Below are 15,782 nucleotides of genomic sequence, written 5' to 3' on the forward strand. Positions count from 1 at the left end.
CGCGATTTCATCCACCGATCGAAACGATTCGCTTCCCATCGACAAAATATAAAATATATGTTATTTATCGTGAGAGTGTCTGTACGGACTCGAGAATACATTTCCATGGAGAATAGCGATCGAGTCCGATAACGAGTCTGCGTGTGACTGGCTCTGTATGCATATAATGCCACTAGTATGCTTTATCGAATATGCACGCGGTGCACAATAGCTTTATACAGTAGTTCGTCGATGGTGTAAGTACGATGATGGAACAATCCTACGCCGACGCCGGACTCACCGAACTGCCGACCGAACTCAACTCCGCACAGGGGAAACTCGTCTACCTCTACCTCGAGGCGACGGACGGAGCGACGGTCGACGAACTGGGCCAGGTGCTGGCCATGAAGAAGATCGACATCCTGAGCGTCTGCAACTCCCTCTCGAGTCAGAACCTGATCGAGAAGACCGACGAAACGTACGTGCCGCGTCGCTGATTTTCCGCGCCGACTGCGCCGACTGCGCCGTGTTAGAGCGCCCGTCGATCGCTCGTCGCTGAGCCGCCGGCTCGTCGGCCCACCGCTCGACGCCCTCGAGGGCGGACGCGCTCGAGTCGACGGACGGGATCGAGAGATTCGAGACGGAGACGCCCGCGTTCGGGGCCGCGGATCCGCATCCAGCGCGCGCTTCGAAGCCTTTATCCGCACGGTAGGCCTGCGTTTTCGTAAGTAACCACAACCATGTCCGACAAACCCGCCTCAATGTACCGGGAGATCAGCAAGCCGGCCTACACGCGACGCGAGTACATCACCGGCATCCCGGGCTCCAAGATTGCACAGCACAAGATGGGCGACATCAGCGCCGATCCCGAGGACTACCCCGTCCAGATCAGCCTCATCACCGAGGAAGAGGTCCAGCTCCGCCACGGCAGCCTCGAGGCCTCGCGCCTCTCGGCCAACCGGCACATGCTGAAAAGCGCCGGCGAGAACAACTACAAGATGATCCTCCGGAAGTTCCCCCACCACGTCATCCGGGAGAACAAGCAGGCGACGGGTGCGGGTGCGGACCGTGTCTCCGACGGGATGCGCCAGGCCTTCGGGAAGATCGTCGGTACCGCCGCGCGCATCGACGCCGGCGAGCGCATCTTCACGATCTGGTGTGACGTCGACGACGCCGAGTTCGCCAAGGACGCGCTCCGTCGCGCCTACAACAAGATCTCGCCGCCGTGTCGCATCGTCGTCGAGAAGGGCGAAGAACAGCTTATCGCATAAAACGAACTTTTCCTCTGCGGGTGCGCCTGCGGCGCACCCTCGGGAAAACTTCGATGAAAAGCACTCCTCCTTCCGTTCACTCGTTCCCGATAGTCACTCGTTCACATCAGTCGTCGGCCCGCTCGCTCGGCCTCCGGCCTCGCTCGCGGTTGTTTTCTGGGTGATAGCCTGCCCTCCCCCGGGTCGTGCGTCTCTCGCAGCTGCGAGAGACGCACTCCCGGCCGAATCCGTGAACTCGAGTGTGGACGGTCTCGAGCAGCTTTTTACCCTTCTCTCCCCGAGTGCCGACTATGATCGATCTCGCGGTAGCGAACGCGAAACAGACGTTCCGGCGGATGCGAGAGCCGCTGTCCGAGCGGGGAATACGGGTCCATCACGTGCCCGTGCGCGAGCGCACGATCGCGCTCGGCGATCCGCCGTGGGACCCCGACGACTACGACGTCGGCTTCGTCTACCCCGGCCGACTCATGGAGGGCGGCGTCGCCGACGCCCTGCTCGAGATCCCGTGGCTCAACGACCACGAGACGGTGCTGACCTCGCGGAACAAGGCCGAAGTGATCGCGCGACTCGAGCGGGCCGACCTCCCGGTTCCGGAGTCGGTCTACGTCTCGAACGACGTCGGCGAAGCGGCGCTGACCGACGTCTTCGAGCGGTTCGACCCGCCGGTGGTCGTCAAACCGAACTCGACGACCCGCGGCGTCGGCGTCGCGAAGGCCCACGACCTCGATTCCTTCCTCGGAATCTGCGACTACCTCTCGCTGGTCCACGACTACAAGGCGACGGGCGACCAGTCGTTTCTCGTCCAGGAGTACCTCCCCGACGCGACCGACTACCGCGTGATGGTGCTGGAAGGCGAGTACGTCGGTGCCGTCGAGCGACGACTGCCCGACGAGGCCGTCGCCGAGGGCCAGTGGAAACACAACGTCCACCGCGGCGCGGAAGCGACTGGCGTGGAGTTGCCCGACGAGTACCGCGAGCTGGCTGAACGGGTTGCGGCGGCGCTCGAGATCCCGTTCCTCGGCGTCGATCTGCTCGAGACCGACGACCGGCTGGTGGTCAACGAGACGAACGCGCGGCCGACGATCGACGACGAAACGAAGTACGAACCGGACTTCTACGATCGGCTCGCGGACGCGATTCGAACGGCTGCGGACCGGCAGTGAAAACGAGAGTCGACCGCGACGGCCCGGTTACTCGAGACTGATACCCGAGGACTGCTCCGCGGGATCGAAGACGACCTCGAGGACGCCGTTGTTGTAGGTCGCGGCGGCGGTGTGTTCGTTGACGCGCTGTGGCAGGGAGACGCGCTCGTCGTACTGGCGGTGCTCGCTCTCCGCGGAGATGGTCAGGGTCTTCCCGTCGCACTCGAGTTCGATGTTGTCCTTCTCGACGCCCGGGAGGTCGGCGACGACTCGGATCTCCTCGTCGGTCTCGTGGATGTCGACGTGGGTGTCCATGCCGAAGCCGTTGCCGACGTCGCTCGAGGAGGAGAAGTCGACGTTCGCGTCCGCGCCGTTCATCATTTCGTTCATCATTCGCTCGATCTCGCGGAACAGGTCGTCGAAGGGTTCGTCGCGGTCGTCTCGGCGCATGCGAAACGGTAGTAGACGGCGGGCCAAAAACTTTCTGTCGTCTCTAGTTGTTTGCGGTGAACGAAACCCGACGAACGGCGGGTCGAACCCGTGAGGAGAGTAGGGGACGAGACAGCGGTGAACTACAGCCCGATACCGATCGACTCGTCGGTCGTCTCGATGCTCTCCTCGGCGTCGGCCGCGCCCAGTACCGCTCGGATCGCGTCGACGTTCTCGGGCACGACGTCGCTCTCCTGGTGGATCCCCTGGAAGAGGTAGAGATCGTTACCGACCGTCGAAACCGACTCCTCCCAGATGCAGTTCTCCCAGACGTCGCCGCGCGGGCGGCCCGCGTCCAGCGCGTACTCCTTGAGTTTGCCGCTGCCGTCGATGTCCATCCGCTCGGGGATCTGGAAGAGCCGGGACTCCTCGGCGAACAGGTCGCGAACCTCGCTCGCGTCGACCTCTTCCTCTAAGGTGACGTTTAAGCTGTGCATGTGCATCAGCGTCGCGGGCACCTTCATGCCCAGCGTGTCGATGTCCAGATCGTCGAAGATGGTCTCGACGTCGGGGCCGTGGTGAGAGGGAATCGTGACCGGGTTCGGCAGGATATCGTTGATCGGGCCGCGGGAGGTCTGCCCAGGGTCGCCGCCCCGGCGGACGAGCGTCGCGCGGACCTTCTCGACGCCGTAGGCCTCGCGCAGGGGCGCGATCACGCGGGAGAGGCCGGTCGTGTTACAGGAGACGACGCGGACGTGGTCGGCGTCGACGGCGTCCTCGAAGTTCGAACGGGCGTTGAAACTGGTGTCGACGAGGTCGGCGTCCTCGCCGCCCTGATAGAGCGCGGGCGTGTCGTACTCCTCGTACATCGACTTGTTCTCGGCGCCGATGCCGGAGGGCGTGGCGTCGACGACGACGTCGGCCGCGTCGACGAGGTCTTCGACGGGACCGGCGATCTCGAGGCCGGCTTCCTCGAACTGATCGGCCCGTTCCTCGACGGCGGCGTAGAGCGGGAACCCCTTGTCGACGGCCGTCTCGGCCTCGAAGTTGGGACGCGTCTTGGCGACGCCGAGAACCTCCATATCGGGCTGCTCGCGGACGGCGTCCGCGACGCGTTTTCCGATCGTGCCGTAGCCGTTGATCGCGACCTGAATCATGTGTCCGGGTGTCCACTACCGAGGGGGATAACCGTTTCGAGGCTTCTCGACCGATTTTAACTCGAGAGAGAGTTGTACGCGGGTCTCCGTCGCGGTTCCGCGAACCGGATCGGTCGCGAGCGGCGACCGAATCGGTACCGCGGCGGCCCCTGGTGGCGCGGCATCGATGAACGCGTTCGTTCTCGCTCGAGGGACGGTACATATCGCCGAACTGGTGGTGGAATTTATACGTCATCGAGCGCGATAATAGTGGCATGGTCGAGGTGGAAGCGACGTGTGAGCGATGCGAGGACGTGACGCTGGTCCGAGTGACCGTCACGAACACTCGGTCGACGCCACAGACGGTTCGTCTGCGGAGTCGGCTCGAGGGACCGGTCTGGCCGCCGCGAGCGGGGTCGGTCGCGGCCCCCGAATGGGACGAAGACAGGTGGACGGGACGGGTCAAACCGGGCCGAACGCGCGGACTCGGGTTCGCCAGTCCGGCGCCGCCGCTCGAGTCGCCGGTCGAAATCGCCGAGGTGCGACGGGCCGACGGCGACGAACCGACCTCGTCGGAGACCGTCCTCGCCGATCTCGAGGAGTGGGCGCCGACGACGGACGTCCTCTCGCGGGGGCTATGATCGTCGCGGTAACCGGCGGCAAGGGAGGGGTGGGGAAGTCGACGACGTCGCTCAACCTCGGGTACGAACTCGACGCGGTCGTCGTCGACGGCGCCCTCGCGACGGCCGATCTCCCGTCCGGAACCGGCCCCGACCTCCACGACGTCCTCGCCGGCCGCGCCGACCCGGTCGCGGCCGTCGAACGGTTCGGGCCGGTTCGCTACCTCTCCTGCGGACGGACCCTGGCCGGCGCCCGGGCAGCGGATCTCTCCGCGCTCGGCCGCGTCGTCGAACGGCTCGAGCGTGAGTACGGCCGGGTCGTCATCGACTGTCCCGCCGGCCTCGCGAGGGACGTCGGCGCGCAACTCGAGACGGCTCATCTCGCCGTTCTCGTCACGACGCCCGACGAAGCCGCGCTCGTCGACGCCGTCCGGACGCGACGGGTCGCGGCCGACCTCGAGACGCCGATCGCGTCGGTCGTCCTCAACCGGGCCGACCGCGACGAACGCGACGGACTCGCGAGTCGCGTCGAGGAGACGTTCGGCGCGACGACCGCGATCGTCGAAGATCGAGCGGCGATCGACGACGCCCAGTCGCAGTGGCTGCCCGTCGACGCAGTCGACTCGGACTGTCCGGCGGTCGGCGCGTTCGACGAGATCGCCCGGACCGTCGAGCGCTCCGAAGAACGCATCTCGAGCCGTATCGGCGTTCTGTGATCGGTCGACGGTCACGTCGATAGCGCGATACCGCTACCGAGACGAGATCGAGACAGAGACTGCTACTACTGGGAGCGTTACTCGTCCGACGGACCCTCGCCGGTGACGCCGGGAGCGGAACCGGCCTCCAGTTCCCCGTCGGCCGGCACCGTAATCGCGTTCGGCGCCCCGTCGAAGCGCAGTTCGATCGTCTCCGAGAAGCCGCAGTCGGCGCGGTGTTTCGGGACCGAGAGGTAGTGTTCGACGTCCGCTCCGGAGGCGGGCGAGACGGTCTCGAGTTCGAGCACGACGTCCGCGAAGTGGGTCGTGATCTCGCGGTTCTCCGGTGGTCGCCGCGTCGGACAGTGGAGGACGGCGACCCCATCGGTTTCGACCATCTTGTCCGTGAGATCGTTCATGAATTCGACGTAGGCCTCCCTGTCGCGGCGCTCGAGCGCGTTCGCGGTGTCGACGAGCAGGTTCGCGCCGTCGGGAAGCTTGTCGAGGATCTCCCGGAACCGCTCGAACGGCTCCGCACTCTCGCCGCCGATCCGGCGAACCGTCGGGGTACCGGTCTCGAGCGTCGAGGCCTCGATCGCGCGGTCGACGTTCCGTTCGGAGCGACGCGTCGTGACGTAGAGCGAGCCGCGGACGGCCGTCGTCTGATAGAGGAGCTGTTCGCTCTGACTCGCCGGATCGGCCGTCAGTGCGACGACGGTGCCGGGCGGGACGCCGCCGCCGAGTCGGCGGTCGAGCGCGTCGATACCGGTCCCCAGCAGTTCGTCGGCGTACGCCGGCGGCGTCCGGGCCGTCGCGTTCTTCGTCTGGAGCGTGCGCACGATTTCGTCGTAGACCGCCCGGGACTCGTCGGCTGCCAGCGGTTCGTCGACCTCGGGAACGACGCCCAGTACGGGGACGTCGACCCACGACCGGACCGCGTCGGGGACGTCGGTCGTCCGAGTGACGACGGCACCGAGCACCGGCACGCCGAGCCGGGTCGCCATCTCGACGGTCGTTTCGGCGGCCTCCAGACTTCGGTCGTCCGCGGTCGTGACCACGATCGCCGCGTCGGCGGCCGAGAGTGGATCGACGACATCGGGACCCGCGCCCGACGGACAGTCGATCAGCAGCTGCACCGAGTCCAGCGACAGTCGCTCGAGCGACGTCTCCATGTCGAGTTGGTCGGCGGATTTCGGCGCCGGGAGCAGCCCGACGTTCGACGATCGCGGATCCTTCTGGGCGACCTGCAGGACGTCGTCTTCTCCGCGGACCGCCGCGAGCGTGGGTTCGCGGTCGATCCCGCTCCTGACGTGGAGATTCGGAAGCTGTCGGTCGGCGTCGGCCGCGAGCGCTGGCGTTCCGGCACGACCGAACGCCTCGGCGAGCGCCAGCGTCGTCGTCGTCTTGCCACAGCCGCCTTTCGCACCGGCGATAGCGATCATGCCTCGATTAGGCTTCCGCTTCCTATTTGAACGTGTACACGAAGACAGTGAATAGTAGTCCACTGCTCGAGTCTGTACTCGAAGTCGTGCGGTGACGACACTCGACTACCGAGGCAGTCACGGGAGACAGTACGTCAGCGGGGCCGTCGCGTTCCGACCGCCATCGGAAACGCGACTGGAGGGTTCACGGCGTCGGTCGATGCGTCCGAGATCGCCCGCGTCGGATCGGAGCCGTCGGATGGGAGAGGGTGATGGTGGACCCGCGGGCGATCGGGCTCGATCGCACCGTCGCAGTTGCCGACCGAGCCGCACTCTCGGCTACGAGTCAGCGGAGAATATAGTCAACGCAAGGTGAAACGCCGATTTGAGTTTGCAGTCGGTCGACGGAGAGTCGGCCTCCACCGCCGTATCGAGTCGTGACGCCGACACGTGAACGAGGTCGAAACGATTTTGCGCGCTGACACGGTACGCCCGGTATGCTCGACCTCATCCCTGACGACCCCGTCATCATCGCTATCGTCGTGATCCTCCTCACGTTGATCTTCTTCTCGTATCTGCTCATCCGCCGGACCATCCTCGAGTTCCGGGACGGAATGCGTTAATCGGCCGTCGGATCGTCGAACGCCGCACTGAACGCCTCGAGCGCGCGCTGGATATCGTCCCGCGACACGTCTCGGTGGGTACAGCACCGAACGGTCGTCGCGCCAAAGGCCGTCGCGAGAACGTCGCGTTCGCGGAGTCGCTCGAGGACCGTCGCCGTCTCGAGACCCGTCCCCTCGATATCGACGAGAACGACGTTCGTTTCCGGTTCCTGAACGTCGAACCCCGGAACCTCGGTCAGTCCCGCGGCCAGGGCACGAGCGTTCCGGTGGTCCGCCTCGAGGTCGTCGACGTTCTCGAGGGCACGCAGACCGGGCGCCGCGACGATACCGGCCTGTCGCATCCCGCCGCCGAACAGTTTGCGGACGCGGCGCGCCCGCTCGACGAACGCCTCGCTACCGGCCAGCATCGAGCCGACCGGCGCGCCGAGCCCCTTCGAGAGGCAGAACATGACCGAGTCGACCGGTCCCGTGATGTCGGTGACCGGGACGTCCAGCGCCGTCGCGGCGTTGAACACGCGCGCGCCGTCGAGATGGACCGGCACGTCGCGCTCGCGGGACGCCTCGGCCGCGGCCGCGATCAGTTCGGGGGCGATCGCAAGCCCGCCGCGAGCGTTGTGCGTGTTCTCGAGACAGAGCAGCCCGGTTCCGGGGCGGTGGAGGTCCTCGGCGACGTGTTCGCTGGCGACCTGTTCCGGCGTCGGGACTCCGCGATCGGTCTCGAGCGTGCGGACCTGCAGGTCGGCGTGTTGGGCGAGCCCGCCGAGTTCGTACTTCACGACGTGGCTCTTCCGGTCCGCGAGGACCTCCTGGCCGCGGTCGGTGTGGACTCGCGCCGCGATCTGGTTGCCCATGGTGCCGGAGGGAACGTAGAGGGCCGCCTCCGTGCCAACGGCCTCGGCCGCGCGGGCCTCGAGTTCGTTGACCGTCGGGTCCTCGCCGTAGACGTCGTCGCCGACCTCGGCGGTGGCGGCGGCCTCGCGCATCTCGTCGTCGGGTTTCGTCACCGTGTCCGAGCGCAGATCGATCATAGTGAGCCATTGCTCGCAGCGGACGAAATAGCCGGCGGCGATCGAGTAGTTACGTTTCAAACCAGTCGTCGGGGCCGTATGATCCCGCCGCCCGATAGCGGCGTCGGGACGCCGGGAGGAGCGAGACCGTGAGCGAACCCGACGCCGGCCCGCCCCCGCGCTCGCCGGCCCGGGGATCGTCCCTACATTGCGTACCGCGGTGTTTCCGCTGCTCCTGCTCGGCTTCAGCGGCCGGGTGATCGACGAGGGCGGTGAGGGCGGCCTCGAGTCGCCGTTCACGCGGGCGTCGGCTGCGCGCTGGTGTCGATCTATTCGGGACCTTCCTCGAGAACAGGGACTGAGCCGACGGCCCGTTCCGCCCGGCGTCGCCGCCGGTGACGGGTTTCGATGCGAAAACGGTATCCCGGCGGTGAGAGACGTGTGGAGTATGGACCCACGTATCCGCGAGCACGCCGAGATCATCGCCAACCACTCGGTCGACCTCGAGGCGGGGGACAACGTCGTCGTCGACGCCCACCCCGTCGCCGAGGACCTGGTCGTCGCCCTCCACGAGGTCATCGGCGATCAGGGCGCGAACCCGGTCACGGTCAGCCAGCGCACGGGCGAGCGCCAGCGGCGGGCCTTCCTCCGCGCTGCGGATGACGACTTCGACACGCCCGAGCACGAACTCGCGCTCATCCAGAATACGGACGTCTACATCGCCATCCGCGCCAGCGACAACGTCACCCAGACCAGCGACGTCGACCCCGAGACGCAGGCGGCCTACCAGCAGGCCCACCGGCCGATCTTAGAGGAACGGCTCTCGAAGCGCTGGTGTCTCACGCAGTATCCCGCGCCGGCCAACGCCCAGCTCGCCGAGATGAGCACGGAGGGCTACGAGAACTTCGTCTGGGACGCCGTCAACAAGGACTGGGAGGAACAGCGCGAACACCAGGAGCACATGGTCGAGATCATGGATCCCGCGGAGGAGATCCGGATCAAGAGCGGCGACACGACCGACGTCACGATGTCCATCGCGGGTAACCCGACGCTCAACGACCACGGCGAGCACAACCTCCCCGGCGGCGAGGTCTTCACCGCGCCCCAGCCCGACAGCGTCGAGGGCGAGGTGCTGTTCGACATGCCGCTGTACCATCAGGGTCGGGAGATCACGGACGTCTACCTCGAGTTCGAGGGCGGCGAGGTCGTCGATCACTCGGCGGCGAAGAACGAAGAGGTCCTCACGGAAGTCCTCAACACCGACGACGGCGCGCGCCGACTGGGCGAACTGGGGATCGGGATGAACCGCGACATCGACCGGTTCACCTACAACATGCTGTTCGACGAGAAGATGGGCGATACGGTCCACATGGCCGTCGGCCGGGCCTACGACGACACCGTGGGCGAGGGCAACGAGGCCAACGATTCGGCGGTCCACGTCGACATGATCGTCGACATGAGCGAGGACTCGGTCATCGAGGTCGACGGAGAGGTCGTCCAGCGGGACGGGACGTTCCGGTTCGAAGACGGCTTCGAAGAATAGCTTCCGCGAGCGACTAACGGGAGCGAGCGGCCTTTTTCATCGAAGTCCGCAAGAGCAACGCTCTTGCGGGCCCAGCAGAAATCTTCGATTTCTGCGGTCGTTTTTGCGCGAGAGGGTGCCGAGATGTCTCTGCTCGTGGCGGTCTCGTTGGATCGGATCCGAAACGAACCCCGATTATCCTCGAGTGCGACAGTGAATCCTCGAGTATGTCAGTTCCATAATCCACAAATATTTCGCATAACGTATCGACGGATCGAACGTCTATGTCCGCGCTGTTGCTCGCCGTCGGGCTGCTCGTCGCGGCCTTCGTCGGGTACAACATCGGTGGATCGACGACCGGACCGGCGTTCGGCCCCGCCGTCGGGGCCGGCGTAATCGGCAAGGTCGTCGCGGCGGCGCTCATGTCCGTCTGTTTCTCCGCTGGCGCCCTGACCGTCGGCCCGGCGGTCGTCGAGACGCTCGCGGGCGATCTCCTCCGCGATCCGTCGGTGTTCACGCTTCGCTCGAGCGCCGCCGTCCTGCTGGTGATCGGCGGGGCGTTGTTCCTCGGCAACTACGCGGGCGTTCCCACCTCGACGTCGATGACCGCCGTCGGCGCGGTCGCCGCGCTGGGGTTCGCGGCCGGCGAACTCGACCGCGCGGTGCTGAGCGAGATCGTCACGTGGTGGCTCGTCGCGCCGGTCGTCGGCTTCTGGGTCGCCGCCGTCGTCGGCCGGTACTGGTATCCCCGGCTGCTGGCGTGGCTCGCCCTCGAGGAGCGACAGCGGGACCGGCCGCTCGTGCGACTGGTCTCGTCGGGGATCGTTCCGCGGTTCCGCGTCGCGGGGGTCGACGGGCGACGCGAGCTGTCGGGTTCGGTCGCCGTCGTCGCCGTCGGCTGTCTGATGGCGTACGCCTCGGGGACGAGCAACATCGCCAACGCCGTCGCGCCGCTGTACGCGACCGGCGAACTGCGACTCGGCGCGCTGATCCTGCTCGGGTCGGCCGCCGTCGCCGTCGGCGCGTTCACGATCGCCCGGCGGACCCTCCAGACGCTGGGCAACGACGTCACGGCGCTGCCGCTGCCGGCGGCGATCGTCGTCGCCGTCATCAGTTCGGCCATCGTCGTCGGCCTCTCCGCGATCGGCATCCCCGCGAGTTTCGTCATCGTGGCGACGATGAGTATCGTCGGGCTGGGATGGGGGCGGGCGTCCCGACAGACGCTCTCCGGCGCCGCCCGCGGCGGATCGTCGTCGCTGTTCGATCCCGCGACCACGGCCCGCGTGATCGCGATGCAAAACGTCGTCCCGATCGTCGCGACGGTCGGGGCGTTCGTGCTCTTCGAGTTCGTTCCGGTCTTCGGCGTCTGAGTACGGTTCGATCGGGGTCGGCGTCCGAGACGACCGTTGCGCGGTCGGGACCCAGCGGTCGGGTTTATGTCACCAGAGGCGCTATCCCAACTATGAACGTCCTCGTCGCATACGACGGTTCCGCGCCCGCACAGAAGGCAGTAGAATACGCGTTCGACGAGTACGCCGACGATGAGATCGTCCTCCTGCGCGTCGTCGAGTTCGCGGACGGCTACACGGAGGCGAGCATCAGGGCCATCCAGGACCTGCTCGACGACCGCGAAGAGGCGGCCGCCGCGAAACTGCGCGAGGACCTGATGGACCTCGTCGACACGAGCGGCGTCGACTTCCGGATGGAGGTCGCCTCCGGCGATCCCGCTCGAGAGGTCGTCACGTACGCGGAAGAGAACGATATCGACCACATCCTCGTCGGCAGCCACGGTCGGAAGGGGGTCTCGCGAATCCTGCTGGGCAGCGTCGCCGAACGGATCGTTCGCCGCGCCCCGGTTTCGGTCACGCTCGTCCGGTGAGCGCCACCTCTCGAGGGACTAAATGAGTTCGACGGGACCCTTCTGTCCCGCCGGCTGATACTCGCAGCGGTAGGTGTCCATCTCGGGGGTCGCCTCGAACGCGAGCGTCTCGCGCTCGCCCTCGACGTCGGTGCCGTCGGTCGAGTAGTCCTCGACGACCTCCCGGTTCTCGTCCCAGAACGCGAAGTTGTGGTGGATGCCGTCCTTGTTCTCCCACGTGACCTCGTACTCCCGGCCCTCGACGAGGACGAGCGTCGGGTTCTCGACGCCCTCGATGGCGGCCGGTTCGACGCCGAGCCAGCCCCCGACGTAGCCGTCGAACCGGAGCGCCTCGACGTCGCGCCACGCCGCGGGGTCGGTGTCGCCCTCGGCCGCCGTCGCCTGATCGAGTTCGGGTTCGGGCTCGTCGTCTGCGGACTCCTCGCTCCCGCCGAGACAGCCCGCGACGGAGACGGCCGCGGCCGCGCCGGCCACCGTCGACAGGACCGTCCGCCTGTCCGCGCTGTTCGGAGCCATTAGCGATCCTACGCCGTTGCGGGGGATAAGCGCCAGTCACGACGAGAATGAGTGTCTCTCGAGGCGGAACGTCGCAGAGAGCGGTGCCGACGCGAGGAGGTCTGTCGGCGTCGGACGTCAGTTCTCGACGAGCGCCGCGACCATCCCCGAGACGAACTCGAGTTCGTCCTCGTTGACGCCGTGGCCCATCCCCTCGTAGAGGCGTTTCGTCAGGTCGGCGCTCATCGACTCGAGGACGTCGGCCGTCTCGTGGACGCGCTCCGCGGGAATGTGGGGGTCGACGTCGCTGCAGCCGAGGAAGGCGGGGGTTCCCTCGAGATCGGCGTCGCCCTCGAGGTAGTCGTCGGGATCGACGGATTCGCCGATGAGGCCGCCGCTGAGGGCAGCGAGTCCGCCGTACCGTCGCGGGTTGCGAGCGACATACTCGCTGGCGAGACAGGCACCCTGCGAGAAGCCGACGAGCATGACGCGGTCGGTCGGGATCCCGGCGTCGTTGGCCTCGTCGATCGCGTCGCTGATCGCCCGCAGACCGGACGACCGGCCGGGCTCGTTTCGCTCGACGGGCTCGAGGAAGGAGTTCGGATACCACGTCTTCCGGGCCGCCTGCGGTGCGAGGAAGGCGACGCCCTCCCGATGGACTTCGTCGGCCAATTGGATCATCCCCTGCGCGGTCGCGCCGCGGCCGTGGGTGAGCACCAGCGCGGCCTCGGCGTCCTCGAGGGCGGTGCCGCCCGTAACGAGCGGTTGTCCCTGATGGGGACCGTCCACGCGATCATCGGCGCTCATTCGACACCACCGACGCCGGTGCTGGCCTCGGGCAGGTCGTGTTCGACGACCTCGAGACCGAGCGCCTCGATCGCGCCGCGGAGATGTTCGTCCTTGGCGTAGTCAGCGCCGTCGTCCTCGCGGAGCTCCTGGGCCTTGGCATAGATCTCGCCCTTGCGATCGGTAGGGATCTCGTACTTGTCCGCCGAGAGTTCGATCACGAGGCCGTTGTTGTCCGTGGTGTAGATCGAGTGGAAGATGCCCCGGTCGAAGACGTTGTACTGGTGCCCCGCGTCCTCGAGGGCCGCCATGATCTCCTCGTAGTCGTCGGGATCGACGCTGAAACAGAGGTGGTGGACGGCGCCGACGCCGCCCCGCTGGCCGTTGGCAGAGGGACGGTCGCCGACGAAGAACGTGAGGATCCGTCCGTCGCCGGTGTCGAAGAACAGGTGGGTCTGGGAGGGATCGTCGAGGTTGGGCTGTCGGAGCACGAGGGGCATCCCGAGGAGGTCGCGGTAGAACGCGATCGTGTCCTCCTCGTTGCTCCCCCAGACGGTGATGTGGTCGGTTCCCGTCGTGTGGACGGGGCTGTCGGGCAGTTCGGGCGTGACCGGATTCGGTGATTCCTGAGACATTGTGGTGGGTTCGATTACTCCGCGACCAGTTCGCCGAAGACGCGCGAGGCGTCGTCGGGGACGTCGAAGTCGTGGTAGTGTTCCCCGCGTACGGCCGAGAGGATGTTGAGTGCTGCGGCGGCGCCGTCGCCGACGGCGATGGCGGCCTGCCACTCTTCGGGGCGGACCATCGCGCCCGTCGCGTAGGCGCCCTCGACGCTGGTCTCCATCTCGACGCCGACGTCGACGGTGCCGTCCTCGGCGAAGTCGACGCCCAGTTCCTCCGCGAGGTCGCGGTTCGCGCCGGTTGCGAGGACCACGTAGTCGGCCTCGTAGCTCCCGTCCTCAGTCTCGACGGCGAAGCCGTCGCCGGACTCGGCGACCGCGGTCACTTCCTCGCCCTGTCGGCGGTCGGCGCCGAAGTCGTCGACCTGCTGGCGCGCGGTCGCCATGAACTCGCTGCCGCCGACGGAACCGATGCCGAGGTAGTTGAACAGGTGGGCCTTGTGCATCCACGTCTCGTCGGTGTCGAACACCGTCGTCTCGAGGCCGTTTTTCGCGGTGAACAGCGCGGCACTCAGGCCGGCGGCACCGCCGCCGACCACGATCACGGATGCGTTCCGTTCGTCTCCGTCCGAAGTCGTCTCGTCGCTCATGTAGTTACAGAATGTTACCGCAGCCGTATGAACCCCGCAGAGACGCCGGGTCAACTACGTAACACGCGTGTTACCGGGACGGCAGTCGGTCGACGACCGGACGATCGTCTCGTACACGATAACGGAAAGCGTGCAGCTCTGCGCTCGACGTGTCTGATGAGGAGACAGACTGTTTCGGCGTACCGTCCGTATTTCCGTGAATAAAAGCCTGAACCCGATGATATCACCCTGGCGTACGCAGGCTCAACCGCTTCAGGCGAAACCGGGCAACACTGACAGTACGGAAACGAATCACCCGACGCCGGCCCGCGATCGTCCCCCCGCGGCCGTCGGCGTCTCCAATCAGTCGTGGCCCGGTGACGGCTTGCTCGAGGGCCACCCGACATCGCAGCCCACGGAGACATCCATGAACACAAGCCTCGAGGTGGAATACTGGGTCATCGACGACGACGGCGACCTGGTTTCACCCGGATCACTGCTCGACCACTCCGAACAGATTGATCCAGAGTTCGTCGAACCGATGCTCGAGATCAAGACGACGCCCTGCTCGTCGATGGCCGAGCTCCGCGAGGAGTTCCTCGGCCTCATCGAGGAGGTCGTCGACGCGGCCCGCGAACGGGACAAGCGACTCGTCCCGTTGGCGACGCCGCTGCACGCCGCCCCGTCGGAAATCCCCTACCGCGATAAGCGGGGGACCGACCTCCAGCGGCGGATCGTCGGCCCGGCGTTCGACGACGCGAGAGTCTGTGCGGGCACGCACATACACTTCGAGCAATCGAACGTCGCCGACCAGTTGAACGCGCTGACGGCGATCGATCCCGCCTTCGCGCTCGTGAACAGTTCCTCGCACTACCGCGGCGAGCAGATCCTCGAGTGCGCCCGCCCGTTCCTCTACCGGCGCTCGTGTTACGAGCCCTGTCCCGACCAGGGACAGCTCTGGCCCTACGTCGACAGCGCCGCCGAGTGGGAACGGCGCCTCGAGGGCGCCTTCGAGACCTTCCGCGAGCGCGCGCTCGAGCGCGGCGTCGATTCGGCGGCGTTCGACGACGAGTTCGCCCCCTACGACGCGGTCTGGACGCCGGTCCGACTGCGGCGGGCGATGCCGACGGTGGAGTGGCGCTCGCCCGACGCGGCCCTGCCGAGTCAGGTGCTGCGCCTCGCCGAGACGGTCCGCTCGATCGTCAGCCGCGCCGACGCTCGAGGAACCGTGATCGGTGACGGCGACCCGACCGACACCCACGGCGACAACGAGGGCGCGGTGACGCTCCCGTCGTTCGACACCGTCGAGACCGTCACCGACGCCGCGATCCACGACGGCCTCGAGGGCGCGGGCGTCCGGAACTACCTGCGGAACCTCGGCTTCGAGCCGTCGGCGTACGATCCGCTCGCGAGCCGCCTCCCCGACTCGCGGCTCTCGAAACGCCGCGCGAAGAACCTGCGACTCGAGGCCGCGACGCAACTCGAGGCCGACCTCGAGCGGCGCCGCGTTCGGGCGTGATCTGGCCCG

18 protein-coding genes are annotated in these 15,782 nt (G+C 66.8%); 10 read left to right on the forward strand and 8 right to left on the reverse strand.

Annotated features, from left to right (window positions below):
* Positions 1–245 precede the first annotated feature (245 nt).
* The 3 genes from WD430_RS06090 to WD430_RS06100 all read left to right on the forward strand — a co-directional run bounded on the left by WD430_RS06090 (position 246) and on the right by WD430_RS06100 (position 2,413).
* Positions 246–476: a MarR family transcriptional regulator gene (locus WD430_RS06090; protein ID WP_339105125.1), complete on the forward strand. Its 231-nt coding sequence runs from the start codon at positions 246–248 to the stop codon at positions 474–476.
* A 243-nt stretch (positions 477–719) separates the two neighbouring features.
* On the forward strand, positions 720–1,250 hold the full coding sequence (locus WD430_RS06095; RefSeq protein WP_339105126.1) for a 50S ribosomal protein L16: 531 nt from the start codon (positions 720–722) through the stop codon (positions 1,248–1,250).
* Positions 1,251–1,540: 290 nt separating this feature from the next.
* Complete coding sequence (locus tag WD430_RS06100) at positions 1,541–2,413, forward strand: RimK family alpha-L-glutamate ligase (RefSeq protein WP_339105127.1); 873 nt, start codon at positions 1,541–1,543, stop codon at positions 2,411–2,413.
* A gap of 27 nt (positions 2,414–2,440) precedes the next feature.
* Here the strand turns inward: WD430_RS06100 and WD430_RS06105 are convergent, their stop codons facing one another.
* Together WD430_RS06105 and WD430_RS06110 are read right to left on the reverse strand one after the other, a co-directional pair.
* Positions 2,441–2,842: an Hsp20/alpha crystallin family protein gene (locus tag WD430_RS06105; RefSeq protein ID WP_339105128.1), complete on the reverse strand. Its 402-nt coding sequence runs from the start codon at positions 2,840–2,842 to the stop codon at positions 2,441–2,443.
* 122 nt (positions 2,843–2,964) lie between these two features.
* Positions 2,965–3,978, reverse strand: coding sequence for a type II glyceraldehyde-3-phosphate dehydrogenase (locus tag WD430_RS06110; RefSeq protein WP_339105129.1), 1,014 nt, complete (start codon positions 3,976–3,978; stop codon positions 2,965–2,967).
* Positions 3,979–4,232: 254 nt separating this feature from the next.
* Between WD430_RS06110 and WD430_RS06115 the strand changes: the two genes are divergently transcribed.
* Positions 4,233–4,598 (forward strand): hypothetical protein, encoded by a 366-nt coding sequence (locus tag WD430_RS06115; RefSeq protein WP_339105130.1) that lies wholly within the window; start codon positions 4,233–4,235, stop codon positions 4,596–4,598.
* Complete coding sequence (locus WD430_RS06120; RefSeq protein WP_339105131.1) at positions 4,595–5,293, forward strand: chromosome partitioning protein ParA; 699 nt, start codon at positions 4,595–4,597, stop codon at positions 5,291–5,293. The genes WD430_RS06115 and WD430_RS06120 overlap by 4 nt, the downstream gene beginning before the upstream one ends.
* 77 nt (positions 5,294–5,370) lie before the next feature.
* On the opposite strand, the gene WD430_RS06125 is transcribed toward WD430_RS06120, so the two are convergent.
* A complete protein-coding gene (locus WD430_RS06125) occupies positions 5,371–6,714 on the reverse strand; it encodes an AAA family ATPase (RefSeq protein WP_339105132.1) in 1,344 nt (447 codons plus the stop codon).
* 476 nt (positions 6,715–7,190) lie between these two features.
* Here WD430_RS06125 and WD430_RS06130 point away from each other — a divergent pair, with 476 nt between their 5' ends.
* The gene (locus WD430_RS06130) at positions 7,191–7,316 is read left to right on the forward strand and encodes a hypothetical protein (RefSeq protein WP_339105133.1); all 126 of its coding nucleotides are present in this window, start codon (positions 7,191–7,193) and stop codon (positions 7,314–7,316) included.
* Here the strand turns inward: WD430_RS06130 and WD430_RS06135 are convergent.
* Positions 7,313–8,344, reverse strand: a complete 1,032-nt coding sequence (locus tag WD430_RS06135; protein ID WP_339105134.1) for a GntG family PLP-dependent aldolase — start codon at positions 8,342–8,344, stop codon at positions 7,313–7,315. The two genes, WD430_RS06130 and WD430_RS06135, sit on opposite strands and share 4 nt — an antisense overlap.
* 427 nt (positions 8,345–8,771) lie before the next feature.
* Between WD430_RS06135 and WD430_RS06140 the strand changes: the two genes are divergently transcribed.
* From WD430_RS06140 to WD430_RS06150, 3 genes are all read left to right on the forward strand, one after another.
* Positions 8,772–9,866 (forward strand): aminopeptidase, encoded by a 1,095-nt coding sequence (locus tag WD430_RS06140; RefSeq protein WP_339105135.1) that lies wholly within the window; start codon positions 8,772–8,774, stop codon positions 9,864–9,866.
* A gap of 263 nt (positions 9,867–10,129) precedes the next feature.
* Positions 10,130–11,215, forward strand: a complete 1,086-nt coding sequence (locus WD430_RS06145) for an inorganic phosphate transporter (protein ID WP_339105136.1) — start codon at positions 10,130–10,132, stop codon at positions 11,213–11,215.
* Between the two features lie 92 nt (positions 11,216–11,307).
* Complete coding sequence (locus tag WD430_RS06150) at positions 11,308–11,724, forward strand: universal stress protein (RefSeq protein ID WP_339105137.1); 417 nt, start codon at positions 11,308–11,310, stop codon at positions 11,722–11,724.
* Positions 11,725–11,742: 18 nt separating this feature from the next.
* Here the strand turns inward: WD430_RS06150 and WD430_RS06155 are convergent, their stop codons facing one another.
* From WD430_RS06155 to WD430_RS06170, 4 genes are all read right to left on the reverse strand, one after another.
* Positions 11,743–12,240 carry a hypothetical protein gene (locus WD430_RS06155; RefSeq protein ID WP_339105138.1) on the reverse strand — a complete coding sequence of 166 codons (498 nt, stop codon included), beginning with the start codon at positions 12,238–12,240 and terminating at the stop codon, positions 11,743–11,745.
* 117 nt (positions 12,241–12,357) lie between these two features.
* Positions 12,358–13,026, reverse strand: a complete 669-nt coding sequence (locus tag WD430_RS06160) for a dienelactone hydrolase family protein (RefSeq protein ID WP_339105139.1) — start codon at positions 13,024–13,026, stop codon at positions 12,358–12,360.
* Positions 13,023–13,640, reverse strand: a complete 618-nt coding sequence (locus WD430_RS06165) for a VOC family protein (protein ID WP_339105140.1) — start codon at positions 13,638–13,640, stop codon at positions 13,023–13,025. The genes WD430_RS06160 and WD430_RS06165 overlap by 4 nt, the downstream gene beginning before the upstream one ends.
* A gap of 14 nt (positions 13,641–13,654) precedes the next feature.
* Positions 13,655–14,275 (reverse strand): FAD-dependent oxidoreductase, encoded by a 621-nt coding sequence (locus WD430_RS06170; RefSeq protein WP_339105141.1) that lies wholly within the window; start codon positions 14,273–14,275, stop codon positions 13,655–13,657.
* A gap of 406 nt (positions 14,276–14,681) precedes the next feature.
* Here WD430_RS06170 and WD430_RS06175 point away from each other — a divergent pair, with 406 nt between their 5' ends.
* Positions 14,682–15,773, forward strand: a complete 1,092-nt coding sequence (locus WD430_RS06175; protein WP_339105142.1) for a glutamate-cysteine ligase family protein — start codon at positions 14,682–14,684, stop codon at positions 15,771–15,773.
* The last annotated feature ends 9 nt before the right edge of the window (positions 15,774–15,782 follow it).

This window comes from Haloterrigena sp. KLK7 (assembly GCF_037914945.1).
GTDB classification, from domain to species: Archaea; Halobacteriota; Halobacteria; order Halobacteriales; family Natrialbaceae; genus Haloterrigena; species Haloterrigena salinisoli.

Excerpts from the sequence above, each read along its gene's own strand:
- WD430_RS06090 (WP_339105125.1), top strand. The coding sequence starts at position 246 with ATGATGGAACAATCCTACGCCGACGCCGGACTCACCGAACTGCCGACC.
- WD430_RS06095 (WP_339105126.1), top strand. The coding sequence starts at position 720 with ATGTCCGACAAACCCGCCTCAATGTACCGGGAGATCAGCAAGCCGGCC.
- WD430_RS06100 (WP_339105127.1), top strand. The coding sequence starts at position 1,541 with ATGATCGATCTCGCGGTAGCGAACGCGAAACAGACGTTCCGGCGGATG.
- WD430_RS06105 (WP_339105128.1), bottom strand. The coding sequence starts at position 2,842 with ATGCGCCGAGACGACCGCGACGAACCCTTCGACGACCTGTTCCGCGAG.
- WD430_RS06110 (WP_339105129.1), bottom strand. The coding sequence starts at position 3,978 with ATGATTCAGGTCGCGATCAACGGCTACGGCACGATCGGAAAACGCGTC.
- WD430_RS06115 (WP_339105130.1), top strand. The coding sequence starts at position 4,233 with ATGGTCGAGGTGGAAGCGACGTGTGAGCGATGCGAGGACGTGACGCTG.
- WD430_RS06120 (WP_339105131.1), top strand. The coding sequence starts at position 4,595 with ATGATCGTCGCGGTAACCGGCGGCAAGGGAGGGGTGGGGAAGTCGACG.
- WD430_RS06125 (WP_339105132.1), bottom strand. The coding sequence starts at position 6,714 with ATGATCGCTATCGCCGGTGCGAAAGGCGGCTGTGGCAAGACGACGACG.
- WD430_RS06130 (WP_339105133.1), top strand. The coding sequence starts at position 7,191 with ATGCTCGACCTCATCCCTGACGACCCCGTCATCATCGCTATCGTCGTG.
- WD430_RS06135 (WP_339105134.1), bottom strand. The coding sequence starts at position 8,344 with ATGATCGATCTGCGCTCGGACACGGTGACGAAACCCGACGACGAGATG.
- WD430_RS06140 (WP_339105135.1), top strand. The coding sequence starts at position 8,772 with ATGGACCCACGTATCCGCGAGCACGCCGAGATCATCGCCAACCACTCG.
- WD430_RS06145 (WP_339105136.1), top strand. The coding sequence starts at position 10,130 with ATGTCCGCGCTGTTGCTCGCCGTCGGGCTGCTCGTCGCGGCCTTCGTC.
- WD430_RS06150 (WP_339105137.1), top strand. The coding sequence starts at position 11,308 with ATGAACGTCCTCGTCGCATACGACGGTTCCGCGCCCGCACAGAAGGCA.
- WD430_RS06155 (WP_339105138.1), bottom strand. The coding sequence starts at position 12,240 with ATGGCTCCGAACAGCGCGGACAGGCGGACGGTCCTGTCGACGGTGGCC.
- WD430_RS06160 (WP_339105139.1), bottom strand. The coding sequence starts at position 13,026 with ATGAGCGCCGATGATCGCGTGGACGGTCCCCATCAGGGACAACCGCTC.
- WD430_RS06165 (WP_339105140.1), bottom strand. The coding sequence starts at position 13,640 with ATGTCTCAGGAATCACCGAATCCGGTCACGCCCGAACTGCCCGACAGC.
- WD430_RS06170 (WP_339105141.1), bottom strand. The coding sequence starts at position 14,275 with ATGAGCGACGAGACGACTTCGGACGGAGACGAACGGAACGCATCCGTG.
- WD430_RS06175 (WP_339105142.1), top strand. The coding sequence starts at position 14,682 with ATGAACACAAGCCTCGAGGTGGAATACTGGGTCATCGACGACGACGGC.